General features: G+C 61.8%; 7 protein-coding genes. 1 reads left to right on the plus strand and 6 read right to left on the minus strand.

The genetic code is table 11. The annotated features are described in order from the left end of the window. Positions 1–107 precede the first annotated feature (107 nt). The 4 genes from CAF77_RS27750 to CAF77_RS27765 all read right to left on the minus strand — a co-directional run bounded on the left by CAF77_RS27750 (position 108) and on the right by CAF77_RS27765 (position 9,479). Positions 108–1,001 (minus strand): transglutaminase family protein, encoded by an 894-nt coding sequence (locus CAF77_RS27750; RefSeq protein ID WP_064379112.1) that lies wholly within the window; start codon positions 999–1,001, stop codon positions 108–110. After that, positions 1,001–3,487 carry a circularly permuted type 2 ATP-grasp protein gene (locus CAF77_RS27755; RefSeq protein ID WP_064379111.1) on the minus strand — a complete coding sequence of 829 codons (2,487 nt, stop codon included), beginning with the start codon at positions 3,485–3,487 and terminating at the stop codon, positions 1,001–1,003. Before CAF77_RS27755 ends, CAF77_RS27750 begins: the two co-directional genes overlap by 1 nt. A gap of 88 nt (positions 3,488–3,575) precedes the next feature. Beyond that, entirely contained in the window at positions 3,576–6,851 is a 3,276-nt protein-coding gene (locus CAF77_RS27760) for a DUF2126 domain-containing protein (RefSeq protein WP_064379110.1), read from the minus strand. 324 nt (positions 6,852–7,175) lie between these two features. Beyond that, on the minus strand, positions 7,176–9,479 hold the full coding sequence (locus CAF77_RS27765) for a YgiQ family radical SAM protein (RefSeq protein WP_064379109.1): 2,304 nt from the start codon (positions 9,477–9,479) through the stop codon (positions 7,176–7,178). Positions 9,480–9,636: 157 nt separating this feature from the next. Between CAF77_RS27765 and CAF77_RS27770 the strand changes: the two genes are divergently transcribed. After that, entirely contained in the window at positions 9,637–12,216 is a 2,580-nt protein-coding gene (locus tag CAF77_RS27770; protein WP_139831648.1) for a hypothetical protein, read from the plus strand. Positions 12,217–12,225: 9 nt separating this feature from the next. Here the strand turns inward: CAF77_RS27770 and dnaB are convergent, their stop codons facing one another. Both dnaB and rplI read right to left on the minus strand, forming a co-directional pair. Continuing rightward, positions 12,226–13,623, minus strand: a complete 1,398-nt coding sequence (dnaB, locus tag CAF77_RS27775; protein ID WP_011332193.1) for a replicative DNA helicase — start codon at positions 13,621–13,623, stop codon at positions 12,226–12,228. A 120-nt stretch (positions 13,624–13,743) separates the two neighbouring features. After that, the gene (gene rplI, locus CAF77_RS27780) at positions 13,744–14,190 is read right to left on the minus strand and encodes a 50S ribosomal protein L9 (protein ID WP_003186385.1); all 447 of its coding nucleotides are present in this window, start codon (positions 14,188–14,190) and stop codon (positions 13,744–13,746) included. Positions 14,191–14,204 lie beyond the last annotated feature (14 nt).

Here is a 14,204-nt window from a genome sequence, read left to right on the forward strand (position 1 = left end):
TAAGCTTTGCCGGGTGGCATTCGCCCTCATGAAAAATCAGAGCGAATACCAACCCAATTTAAGGTTGCAGGGTTCCCCTGCAACATAGAATCTCCCACATTTGATCTTCACTCCTCCAGCGGCAACACAGTGACGCGAACTTCCGGGTCGTGATTGCCACCACCCAGAATCACCCCGCGCAACGGCGAGACATCGGAGAAATCCCGGCCCCAGGCCAGGGTGATGTGCTCCAGCGCCGGCTGCACGTTATTCGTCGGATCGAAATCCACCCAGCCCAGCACCGGGCAAAACACCGAAACCCAGGCATGGGACGCATCGGCGCCGATCAACCGTGGCTGCCCCGGTGGCGGTTGGGTCAGCAGGTAACCGCTGATGTAACGCGCCGCCAGCCCGCGTGAGCGCACACAGGCAAGCATCAGATGCGCAAAGTCCTGACAGACCCCGCGCCGTCGCTCCAGCACTTCCACCAATGGCGTCGCGACTTGCGTCGCTTCGGCGTCGAAGGTGAATTCGCTGAAGATCTTCTGCATCAAGGCCTGCACACCCAGCATCAACGGTCTGCCGGCCGGGAAACAGCTCTCCGAGAACTCGACGAAGCTGCGCTTGAGATGCACGTAAGGCGACTGGAATCGATAGCGACAGGCTTCCAGCAAAGAGGCGGACAGCGGTTGACTGCTGTAAGTCAGCGCGTTGCGCGTCAACTCCCAGGCCGGTGACTGCTGGAAATCCACCACGGGTCGCGCCAGCACTTCCACCGTCAGCCGTGCGTTGACCTGCAATTCATCGTGCGGCCGTTCGAAGGCGAGGCGAGTCAGCGGATTGCCGAACACATCCTGCTCGTCACGGCGGGTGGTCGGCTCCGGACTGATCAGCAGTTGTTGCTCGGTGCAACGCTGCCACTCGCATTCGCGCGGCCACAGGTGCGCCAGTTGCTGGGCCAGGGACACCGGGCTGTCGTAGCGATAGCACGTGTCGTGAAGGATCTGGTAATGGGCGCTCATCAGACGGACACCGTGCGCTGGCTGACATCATCGACATGGGCGAAATGGCGCAGGGCCAGACGATCCGACACCTGACTGCTGGCGTCGGCGATCTCCTGCAGCAGATCCGCCAGACCGTCGAGGGCCGCGCGCACGCTGGGTTCGCCGAACAGCGGATTCTCCAGACAGCTCAGATCGAAACGCGCCAGACGCTCGACCAGCGTCGGCAATCCTGCCTCCCTCGGCACTCCGAAGTCATCATTCAAACGCTTGAGGGTGCGAGTCACCAGTTTCAACTGGAACAGCACCGCATGGGGGTTCTGCTCATCCAGCAGCAACAGGTCGAGCACCGGAATCAACTGCGCCACCGCCAGATAACGCGAGCGATAGGTGATGCTGCTGTTGCCCAGCTCCAATAACCACTCAAGCCCGGCCTGATCGAACGCCCCGGCGCCGCGCAGAAAACCCGCAAGGCTGCTGCTGAGAAATTGCAGGCGCTCGATTCGCCGGCCGATCATCAGGAAGCGCCAGCCTTCGTCGCGGGTCATGTCGTCGAGGGCAAACCCGGACAGCGCCGCCAGCGACATCACCAGCCGGTTTAGAAAATCCAGCAGCTCGCCGAAGTCTGGCTCGTCGGTATCCAGTTCCGTCGCCTCGCGCTGCAACTCCACCAACGCCTGCCAGTTCTCCCGCGAGAGCTTGCCGCGCACCTGCGAGGCTGCCCACTGCAAGCGTTGCAGGTTGGAGCGCAGGCTGAACGACCAGTCCTCGCCGAGCAATGCCGCGAGCAAGCGTTCCGGCAGTTCACCTTCGTCCGGCAGCAGCATCAGTCGCTCGCCCAGATCCACAGCGGCCTGCAAGGCTTGTGGGTCATCGCCGTCGACGTAGCGCGCGAGCATGATCCGCAACAGCCGTGCGCTGTCGTCGCAACGCTCGCAGTAACGGCCGAACCAGAACAGGTTTTCCACCACCCGCGACGGCAGATACGGATCGCGTCGCACCAGGTCGGGCACGCCGATATTGCGCTGGGCTTTCCACTGCTCACCGCTCGGCGGCCGATCCCCCAGCACCCAGGTGTCCTTGCTCGCACCACCGCGCTGCATCGACACCACTTCGGCATCGGCTTCGGCCGCGACCCGGGTCAGGCCACCGGGCAACACCCGATAACCGTCGTGACTGGCCACCGCGTACATGCGCATGCCGATCGCCCGGGGTTGCAGTTGCCCGTCCTCGGGCTGCCAGATCGGCGCCTGAGACAGCTGCGCGAGTTCTTGCGCGACATACGCATAAGGCCGTGCCTGCATGCGCGCGGCGAGACTTTCACGCTGTTTTTCGCTCAGATCCCGACCAAATACCGGTGTAAAGCTTTGCGACGGGAACGCCGGTTTGATCAGCAGCTCCGGCAATTTTTCCAGGGCCTGGGCCAGCACCGGCGCTTCGCCGCACCACCACGTGGCGATGGACGGCAGGATCAGCTCTTCGCCGAACAGGTACTGATTGATCTTTGGCAGGAACCCCAGCAGCCCCGGCGACTCCAGTACGCCACTGCCCAGCGCATTGGCCACCAGCACCCGGCCCTGACGCACCGCCTCCAGCAGTCCGGGAACGCCCAGCGCCGAATCCGTACGCAATTCCAGCGGATCGCAGAAGTCATCGTCGAGCCGGCGCATGATCGCGTGCACCCGGCGCAGGCCACTGAGGGTTTTCAGGTAGACCGTGGCATCACGCACCGTCAGGTCACCGCCCTCCACCAGCGGATAACCAAGCTGGCGTGCGAGATAAAGGTGCTCGAAATAGCTCTCGTTGAAACGCCCCGGGGTGAGCAGCACCACCAGCGGCGCGTCATCGTCGCACGGGGCCTGACGGGCCAGAGTTTCCTGCAGGGTGCGGAAGAAGCCGGCCAGATGCTGCACTTTCAGATCCCGATACAACTCGGGGAAGGCGCGGGACACGATGGTGCGATTTTCCAGCGCATACCCGGCACCCGATGGTGCCTGAGTGCGATCCGCCGTCACCCACCAGCGCCCGTCCGGCGTGCGCGCCAGATCCACGGCATACAGATGCAGAAAGGCCCCGTCCGGTGGCGCAATGCCCTGACAGGGCCAGAGAAAATTGTTGTGGCCGAACACCAGCTCCGCCGGCAACAAGCCTTCGCGGATCAACTGCTGCGGGCCATACAGGTCCGCCAGCACCGCATTGAGCAGCCGCGCGCGCTGGGCGATTCCGGCAGACAACTGTTGCCACTCGTCAGCGGCGATCACGTGGGGCAGCAGATCCAGCTCCCACGGACGATCAGCGCCTTTGGGGTCAGCATAGACGTTGTAGGTAACGCCGTTTTCCTGAATCTGCCGGGTCAGCAACGCCTGACGCTGCACCAGTTGCGCCGGGGTGCTGCGCTGCAATTGGTCGACCAGTCGCCGCCAGTGCGGGCGCACCGCCCCGCTGTCGTCGAGCAGTTCGTGATAGGTGCCCGCCGTCAGCGGGTAGCGGTCAAGCAGGTCAGGCATGGAAAGCTCGGCAGCCGGCAAGGAACGGTCAGACTAACGCAGGCACATGACGCCCGGATATACGAAAAATCCGGGCGTCGCGTACGACTTAGAAACGTCGTAAATCGAGTGTCATCGGCAGCTCGTCGGAGATTGTCAGGTTCGGTATCGGAAGCTTCCCCGGCGTATGTCCGATGCGGAAGAAACGCGCCATGCGCCGGCTCTCCGCTTCGTTGGCATTGACCGGCAGCGTTTCGTAATTGCGCCCGCCCGGATGAGCGACGTGGTACTGGCAACCGCCCAGCGAGCGCTGCATCCAGGTATCGAGCAAGTCGAATACCAGTGGCGCATGCACCGGGATCGTCGGTTGCAGGCAATTGGCCGGGTGCCACGCGCGGAAACGCACACCCGCGACAAACTCGCCAACCCGTCCGGTCGGTTGCAGCGGCACCGGGATGCCATTGCAGGTCAGCAGATAGCGCTGCGGCGGCAGCCCCGTGAGTTTGACCTGCAAGCGCTCCAGCGATGAGTCGACGTAGCGCACCGTACCGCCCGCTGCGCCCTCCTCGCCCAGCACATGCCAGGGTTCGAGAGCCTGGCGCAATTCCAGCTCGATGCCGTTGACGGCGTAATCGCCGACTTTGGGAAAGCGGAATTCCAGATGAGCCGCAAACCATTCGGCACGCAGGGGGTAACCGGCACTGTTGAGCTCGACGATGACGTCGGCGAAGTCCTGCTCGATGAAGTGCGGCAGCATGAAGCGGTCGTGCAGCTCCGTACCCCAGCGCGCCAGTTTCGGCGGCGCATAGGGCTCGCGCCAGAACCGCGCCACCAGCGCTCGCAACAACAGCTGCTGCGCCAGGCTCATGCGCGCATGGGGTGGCATCTCGAAACCACGCAACTCCAGCAACCCGAGGCGCCCGGTGGCGCCATCCGGTGAATACAGCTTGTCGATGCAGAACTCGGCGCGATGGGTGTTGCCGGTAACGTCGATCAGCAGATTGCGCAACAGCCGATCCACCAGCCATGGGGCACACTCTTCTCCCGGCGCCGGCATCTGCGCGAAAGCGATTTCCAGCTCATACAGCGCATCGTTGCGCGCTTCATCGACTCGCGGCGCCTGAGAGGTCGGGCCGATGAACAGCCCGGAAAACAGGTAGGACAGCGACGGATGGTTGTGCCAATAACTGATCAGGCTGCGCAGCAGATCCGGACGGCGCAAGAACGGCGAGTCCGCCGGCGTCGCGCCACCGAGCACGAAATGGTTGCCGCCGCCGGTGCCGGTGTGCCGCCCGTCGACCATGAATTTCTCGGTGGACAGTCGGGTCTGGCGCGCTTCTTCGTACAGAAATTCGGTGCGCTCGACCAACTCGTCCCACGTCGCCGACGGCTGCACGTTGACCTCTATGACGCCGGGATCCGGGGTGATGCGAAAGTTGCTCAGGCGCGGATCGCTCGGCGGCTCATAGCCCTCCAGCAATACCGGACAATGCAGCTCCTCGGCGGTGGCTTCGATGGCCGCGACCAGTTCCAGATAGTCCTCGACCCGCTCCAGCGGCGGCATGAACAGGTACAACCGGCCTTCCCGGGCCTCGGCGCAGAAGGCGGTGCGGGTCAGCCAGTCGGCGGACTCGTCGATTTTCGGCACACGATCGTACGCCGGAGCCGGCTCACCGTGTTGGTTGAGCTGCGCTGTTTCGGGCAGCTCGGGGAAATCCTGATTCGGGTCGTTCGGATGAATGAACGGGTACTCCGCCGCCTTCACCCAGGGCTGTGAACCCAACGGCAGGCGATAGCCCAGCGGTGAATCCCCCGGCACCAACCGGCAATGCTCATCGCGCAGGTACCAGCGCCCGCTCTGCCACTGATCGCCCTTGGCGGTGCGCGCCAGCGGCAGCACCTGGCCGATGATCTTGTCCAACCCCTGACTGAACACCTTGCGCAGTCGCGCACGTTCCAGCGGCTCCTCCAGACGCGAGTCTTCGGCGCTGACGTTGCTCGGCAAGGCGCCCTCGCGCCAGAGGTAATAGAAGTTGTCTTCGTAGGCCGGGAACACGAAGCGTGTCGGCAGTTTCAGGCGTTCGGCGACACTCGCCAGAAAGCGTCCGGCCAGTTCACCTGTGGCGCCGTAATCCTGCTGTTCATCGGCAATCAACGCGTTGTTTTGCCAGACCGGCACACCGTCGCGGCGCCAGTAGCAGTTCAGCGACCAGCGCGGCAGTTGCTCGCCGGGATACCATTTGCCCTGACCGAAATGCACCAGCCCTTTGGGCGCGTAATGCTTGCGCAGGCGCTGGAACAGTTCGGCGGAGAGCCGACGCTTGTCCGGGCCCAGCGCGGCGGTGTTCCACTCGGCGCCATCCGGGTCGTCGATGGACACGAAGGTCGGTTCGCCGCCCATGGTCAGGCGCACATCGCCTTCCAGCAGGTCGGCATCGATCTGCCGGCCCAGCGCCTGGATCGCCAGCCATTGCTCATCGGTGTAGGGCTTGGTGACCCGGGGTGCTTCCCAGATCCGCTCCACGGACATTTCGTGGCTGAACTCACACTCGCAAGGTTCCACCAGACCGCTGATCGGCGCCGCCGAGGACGGATCGGGACTGCAGGCCAGCGGGATATGCCCCTCTCCGGCGAACAGTCCGGAGGTCGCATCAAGGCCGATCCAGCCGGCGCCGGGCAGATACACCTCGCACCACGCGTGCAGGTCGGTGAAGTCCACTTCGGTGCCGGACGGGCCGTCGAGGCTTTTCACATCGGCGGTCAGTTGAATCAGATAACCGGAGACGAAACGCGCCGCCAGCCCGAGGTTGCGCAGCAGTTGCACCAGCAGCCACGCCGAATCCCGGCAGGAGCCGGAGGCGTGTTCGAGGGTATGCTCCGGGGTTTGCACACCCGGTTCCATGCGGATCAGGTAATTGATGTCTTCGCTCAGGCGCTGATTGAGCGCCACCAGGAAATCCACGGCCGGCAACGGCGTGCGGTCGATGGCATCCAGATAGGCCTTGAATTTAGGCGTCAGCGGCAGGGTTTCGAGGTACGGCGCCAGCTCCTTGCGTTCATCGGCGGCGTAGGCGAAGGGGATTTTCTCGGCGTAGGGCTCGAGGAAGAAGTCGAACGGGTTGAACACCGCCATTTCGGCCAGCAGATCGACCTCGATCCGCAGTTCGGCGGTTTTCTCGGGGAACACCAGCCGTGCGAGGTAGTTGCCCTGGGGGTCCTGCTGCCAGTTGATGAAGTGCTGCTCGGGCGAGACTTTCAGTGAATAGGACAGAATCCGCGTGCGGCTGTGGGCAGCCGGGCGCAAACGCACGATCTGCGGGCCGAGTTCGACAGCGCGGTCGTAGCGGTAATGCGTGACGTGATGCAATGCGACATGAATCGACACGGCGTGCCTCCTGCGAGCCCAAGCGTATTCGAAAGCGCGCAAGACTTATGCCATGCAGAGGCTTGGGCGCTTTCCCGGAATGCTCAGGGCAGTACAGCACCAAAATCGGGCGATGCGGTGAAATGCTTTGGCACAGTTGCACGCAAATGTTGCGAAAGCGGCCGGATACTTGATCGTTCCCACGCTCCCGCGTGGGAATGCAGCCCGTGACGCTCTGCGTCACTGGACGCGGAGCGTCCCTGGAGGCATTCCCACGCAGAGCGTGGGAACGATCAGCAAAACGCCAACCCGAAGGTTGGCGTTCTGTTTTGGCTCAAGTGCGTTTCAGCGCGGTACGACCGGCTTGCGTGCCGGTTTCGGCCCTTTGCCTTTCGCCGCTTCCTTGCGTTCCTTGGCGGCCTGCTGGTTGCGGGCGAACGCCGCGGCCTTGGCCTGTTCACGCTTGTCCCATGGATTGCCGCCGTCGCTGGCGCGCGGTGGCAGACCGGTGTGCTGGGTGAGGATCTTGGTGGTCTTCTCTTTCGCGACCTTGTGGCTGCCGGCCGGCGTCGAGTTCTTGCGACGGGCACTCTGGTAGCTGTCGGTGGCCGGCTGGTGCAGCGGGATCAACTGATGCTTGCCCGGCCCGATCAGGTCGGCGCGGCCCATGCGGGTCAGCGCTTCACGCAGCATCGGCCAGCCTTTCGGGTCGTGATAACGCAGGAAGGCCTTGTGCAGACGACGCTGCTCCTCGCTCTTGACGATGGTCACGCCGTCGCTCTTGTAGGTGACCTTGCGCAGCGGGTTCTTGCCCGAGTGGTACATCGCGGTGGCGGTGGCCATCGGCGACGGATAGAACGCCTGCACCTGATCGGCACGGAAGCCGTTGCCCTTGAGCCACAGGGCCAGGTTCATCATGTCTTCGTCGGTGGTGCCCGGGTGCGCGGCGATGAAGTACGGAATCAGGTACTGCTCTTTCCCGGCTTCCTTGGTGTACTTCTCGAACATGCGCTTGAAGCGATCGTAGGTGCCGATCCCCGGTTTCATCATCTGGTTGAGCGGACCTTCCTCGGTGTGTTCCGGGGCGATCTTCAGGTAACCGCCGACGTGGTGGGTCACCAGCTCCTTGACGTACTCCGGCGACTCGACCGCAAGGTCGTAACGCAGGCCGGAGGCGATCAGGATCTTCTTCACACCCGGCAACGCACGGGCGCTGCGGTACAGCTGAATCAGCGACGAGTGGTCGGTGTTCAGGTTCGGGCAGATGCCCGGGAACACGCAGGACGGCTTGCGGCACGCGGATTCGATTTCCGGGCTCTTGCAGGCGATGCGGTACATGTTCGCGGTCGGGCCGCCGAGGTCGGAGATGACGCCGGTGAAACCCGGCACCTTGTCGCGGATTTCTTCGATTTCGCGAATGATCGACTCTTCGGAACGGTTCTGGATGATCCGGCCTTCGTGCTCGGTGATCGAGCAGAAGGTGCAGCCACCGAAGCAGCCACGCATGATGTTCACCGAGAAGCGGATCATGTCGTAGGCCGGGATTTTTTCCTTGCCGTACGCAGGGTGCGGAACACGTGCGTAAGGCATGCCGAACACGTAGTCCATTTCTTCGGTGGTCATCGGAATCGGCGGCGGGTTGAACCAGACGTCTACCTCGCCATGCTTCTGCACCAGCGCACGGGCGTTGCCCGGGTTGGTTTCCAGGTGGAGCACGCGGTTGGCGTGGGCGTACAGGACCGGGTCGTTACGCACCTTTTCCATCGACGGCAGGCGGATCACGGTCTTGTCGCGGGTCATTTTCGGGCTGGCCAGGATCTGTACGACCTTGGCTTCTTCCGGATCGTCAACCGGGCCCTTCTCCTGCTCGATCGCGCAGGCCTGAGTGTCCTGGGTGTTGACGTACGGGTTGATGATCTTGTCGATCTTGCCCGGACGGTCGATGCGCGTGGAATCGACTTCGTACCAGCCCGCAGGGGTGTCACGACGGATGAACGCGGTGCCGCGCACATCCGTGATGTCTTCTATCTTGTGACCGTAGGACAGACGCTGGGCGACTTCGACAATCGCCCGCTCGGCGTTGCCGTACAGCAGGATGTCGGCGCTGGCGTCGATCAGGATCGAGTTGCGTACGCGATCCTGCCAGTAGTCATAGTGGGCGATGCGGCGCAGGGAGGCTTCGATGCCGCCGAGCACGATCGGCACGTGCTTGTAGGCTTCCTTGCAGCGCTGGCTGTAAACCAGGCTCGCGCGATCCGGACGTTTGCCGGCCATGCCGCCCGGGGTATAGGCGTCGTCGGAACGGATTTTCTTGTCCGCGGTGTAGCGGTTGATCATCGAGTCCATGTTGCCGGCCGCGACACCGAAGAACAGGTTCGGCTCGCCGAGCTTCATGAAGTCGTCTTTGGACTGCCAGTTAGGCTGCGCGATGATCCCGACGCGGAAGCCTTGCGACTCCAGCAGCCGGCCGATGATCGCCATGCCGAAGGACGGGTGATCGACGTAGGCATCACCCGTGACAATGATGATGTCGCAGGAATCCCAGCCAAGCTGATCCATCTCCTCCCTGCTCATCGGCAGGAACGGCGCTGGCCCGAAACATTCGGCCCAATATTTTGGATAGTCAAATAACGGCTTGGCTGCTTGCATGTCGATAACCGGTGTTGGCTTTCATTGAATTTCGCGGGCGCGGAATATAGCACAAATTTTGACCAATTCCGACGACTGTGGTCGGTTTCTCGTCGCACCGCCCGCCGCCACACTCTCTGTTCAACAAACGGGTTCACTTATTCAAGGATGAATACGCATGCCTGCAAAACCACCCTCCATAGGCGCCACGACCGTCGAAGTGCACAATCCGCCTTCGAGACCTGTGACCGGACATTTTCCGGAGCACTCCACTTCGCCTCCGGTTCCTGCGGACACCCGCCTGTTCACGCCGCGTCCCGCACACGCCAGCCTCCCGGCAATCGACGGCCCGGACACGATCTCTCCCGCACCGTCCGTGACATTCGTCGAAAGCCTCTCAAACCCGACGGCTTCACCGAGAAGACTCAGGCTCGAAACCTATGGCATTCCTTCCGGTGTCCGACTGCCGGAGGCCGACACACAGGGTTTCAGAACCTTCAAGGGGCGACTGTTCGTCGAAGCGTACGATGGCAGCATTGTGCAAGTTGGCCTGGACCCTGACAGCCGCATCTACCGCATCAGACTCAGCAATGAGTTGAACCCCTCGGGCCCTGTTCTCTTGCAGGATCCCCAGAGCAAACGCTGGTTTCCACTGGATGAGTTCCAAGCCGGGGCCCTTGCACTGACTTCCAGTCGACTGGAGGCATTCCGGACAGGCCTGGATTTCTCTGGCATCGCGCCGGACAGCGAGGGGCTGCACAACTTCGAAGGCAAGCGCTACGTGGTCATTGAAAGCCGCGCCTATCAGGTGATGCGCGACGTTGACGCCTCCTCTCCCGCGCACACCGTCTGGCGTATCGTCGCGTCGAAGGATCCGGTCGCCTCCGACAGCGAAAACACCTACCGCGCCAGTCGGGCCGGCTCCACCCTGGCCATCACTCGCACTGCCGAAGGTTTTTGGGTTCCCAGTCTGCATGGGCTCAAGGGAGGCATGCGTCGCAGTGCAATCGCTCAGCACAGCAAAACCTATCTGCTCCAACGGCATGAGCCCATCAGGAATGCCTTCGATGCCCTGACCGCTTCCAACACGCGCTATGGCGAACTCTGGCGCCGTGCCCAACCCTTGCCTGAGGGCAGTGACGCCGAAAAGGCCGCGCTGATCGAGATTGAAGTGCATGTGATCAAGCACACAAGAATGCAGGCCGATTACGTCAAGTCACTCATCGACAACCGGGACTGGCTGATATTGCTCAAGGCAGGCGGGCTCTATAAAGCCGAGCTTCATGCTCAGCAGATCAACAGAGTCGACTACTTCAACAAACTGCTTGCAGTCATGGACCGCAGAGCTCTGCCAACCCTGCATGCAATCACCGTCGAGTCGCTCAAGCGCAACCTCGTCCACCTCGACAAAAAGCTGAAGATCATGGACGAGCGTCAGGCCGTGATGGATCAGATTCAGAAGGCTGACCGCAGCGCCCTGGCGGTTCTGGAGGAGATGAATCGCAAAGTGCCCACGGTGGATCAGATCCAATCCAGCCAATACAACATTTGCCTGCGCCTGATCTCCGACGATCCGCAGAACCCGCAGGATCATGGCATGCGCAGTGCCATGGCCATGCACTTGCTCAAGCAGGATCTGAACGAAGTGTTCGGGTACTCCGAACCTCTTGCATTGCAATTGACGATCGAAAACATCAAAAGCGACAAAGCAGGCCTGGAGGCATTGCTCGCGTCGACAACGCCGGCCAAGGCAGAGTACGTCAGGAAGGCACTGACCCTGCTCGATGCCTTTGAATCGAAAATCGAAACCCGGCTGAACGATATCTTTGACCGGATTGACAACAACCAAGAACTGCCCGGCTACGATCAGGAAATCGATTTCGACTTCCTCCCTGGACAAGTTACCGGAGCCGCCGGAGACGCGGCGCCGCGAAAGTTGTTCCGAACCCGTCAACATGGCACTTACCGTGTGCTGGTCGGCGTGCCGGACACCGCTGCCGACGGCCGCATCACCCTCAGCGTTCCCGACCTGTTCAAACCGAACGATCCCCCTCAACGCTACGAAATGAAAGAAGGTGAGTGGCAGCCCGTACGTTCCGCCCCGGCCCCGACCTCCAGACCTCAGCTGGTCAGCGAAGCGCTGGCGCGCCTTGGTAACGTGGAGGCGTACCTGGCCCAGGCTCGATTGATGGAAAGCCGAAAGGACAACCCGACCACCATTGTCGAATATCTGGGTGCCGAGACGGATCGACTCGCAGGTCTGGCGAAACGCCTCGAGCTCCTCGGGCAAACGGCAGCAGGCGCTGAAACCTCCGACTTGATCAGCCGACTGAAAGCTGCCGCCGACTCAATGGGCGCCAAAGGCCAGGATATTTTGATACGGATGTACAAGAACAAGGATGTGCTGGACGTCCCGCGCCTGAACTTCCTGCTTGAGCATGCTCAACTCAAGGTGGTCAAAACGGTGGAGCGCAAGCAACTGGGCAAGGGTAAAGACAAGTCATTCCTGGACGTTTACTCGATCATCGACCGCTCGGATAACACGCCCTTGTGGGAGGCCCACTTTCACTACGACAGGAAGGACCGCGCTGCGCTGGATTACACCGTCAAGGGCGCACACCTGAAAACCCTTGAACAGCGCAGGCTCGGCAGCTCGTTTCAACAGCGCGAAGAACAGGCTGGTCGGCCCCACCAACGGATATGGCGGGAGTTCATCAGCCCCAGGGTTGCCCAGAAACTGTTTGATCAGCTGGCGTGATCAATTGCGTTACTCGTCGTCGTCGAAGTTGTAACTGCCCGGCGCGAGGTTTTCAAAACGTGTGTATTTGCCGATGAAGGCCAGGCGAATGAAGCCGATCGGACCGTTCCGCTGTTTGCCGATGATGATTTCGGCGATGCCCTTGTGCTCGGTTTCCGGGTGATACACCTCATCCCGGTACACGAACATGATCACGTCGGCGTCCTGCTCGATCGCTCCGGATTCCCGCAAGTCGGAGTTCACCGGGCGCTTGTTGGGACGCTGTTCCAGGGAGCGGTTGAGCTGCGACAGGGCGACTACCGGGCAGTTGAATTCCTTGGCCAGGGCTTTCAGGGATCGGGAGATCTCGGAAATCTCGTTGGTCCGGTTGTCACCGCTGGAACCCGGGATCTGCATCAGTTGCAGGTAGTCGATCATGATCAGGCCGATGTCGCCGTGCTCGCGCACCAGCCGCCGGGTCCGGGCACGCATCTCCGACGGACTGATGCCGGCGGTGTCATCGATGAACAGCTTGCGGTCGTTGAGCAGATTGACCGCCGAGGTCAGACGCGGCCAGTCGTCGTCTTCCAACTGGCCGGAACGTACCTTGGTCTGGTCGATACGGCCGAGGGACGACAGCATACGCATGATCAGCGATTCGCCTGGCATCTCGAGGGAGTACACCAGCACCACCTTGTCGCTGCGCAACACGGCGTTTTCCACCAGGTTCATCGCGAAGGTGGTCTTACCCATCGACGGACGGCCGGCGACGATGATCAGGTCGGCCGGTTGCAGGCCGCTGGTCTTCTCGTCGAGGTCGGTGTAGCCGGTGGACAGGCCGGTGATCGAGTCGGCAGTGTTGAACAGGGTGTCGATGCGGTCGATGGCCTTGGTCAGCAGGTCATTCACACCCACCGGGCCGCCGGTTTTTGGCCGGGCCTCGGCAATCGCGAAGATCTGCCGCTCGGCTTCGTCGAGGATTTCCTCGGCGGTGCGGCCTTCGGGATTGAAGGCGCTGTCGGCAATTTCGGTGCTGATACCGATCAACTGACGCAACGTCGCGCGCTGGCGGACGATCTGCGCATAGGCCTTGATGTTGGCGACGGACGGCGTGTTTTTCGCCAGCTCACCCAGGTAACCGAGGCCGCCGACCTGCGAAGTCTGACCTTCCTTGTCCAGTTGCTCGGCAAGGGTCACGACGTCGATCGGCAGGTTCTGATCGGCCAGTTTGGCGATCGCACGGAAAATCAGACGGTGGTCATGTCGGTAGAAATCGCCGTCGGAGACTTGATCGAGCACGCGTTCCCAGGCGTTGTTGTCCAGCATCAGACCACCGAGCACGGCCTGTTCGGCCTCGATGGAATGCGGCGGCACCTTCAGCGCGGCGGTTTGCAGATCGTATTGCTCGGGAGCGGAGATTTCGTTCATGGCCACTTTTTAATCAGGAAAAGCAGGGAGTGCAGAAAGACAAAGGGCACGACCTGTAAACAGGATCGTGCCCGATGTTAACCGTCTGCCGGACAAGCCGCCAGTCGATCAGGGTGTTGCTTAAGCTGCTACCACGACAACGCGTACGGTGGCTTCAACTTCGGCGTGCAGGTGCACGGCCACGTCGAATTCACCCACGTTGCGGATGGTGCCGTTCGGCAGACGAACTTCGCTTTTCGCCACTTCAACGCCGGAGGCGGTCAGTGCGTCAGCAATGTCGTGAGTACCGATCGAACCGAACAGCTTGCCTTCGTCGCCAGCGGTGGCAGTGATGGTCACTTCCAGCTCGGCCAGTTGGGCAGCACGGCTTTCAGCCGAAGCTTTACGGTCTGCGGCGGCTTTTTCCAGCTCAGCGCGACGCTCTTCGAACGCAGCCAGGTTGGCAGCGGTCGCAGCGGTGGCTTTGCCGAAAGGCAGCAGGTAGTTACGGCCGTAACCGGCCTTAACGTTTACTTTGTCGCCCAGGTTGCCCAGGTTGGCGATTTTTTCCAGAAGGATCAGTTGCATGTGGAAATCCTCTT

This window comes from Pseudomonas sp. R15(2017), assembly GCF_002112685.1.
GTDB lineage: Bacteria > Pseudomonadota > Gammaproteobacteria > Pseudomonadales > Pseudomonadaceae > Aquipseudomonas > Aquipseudomonas glycinae.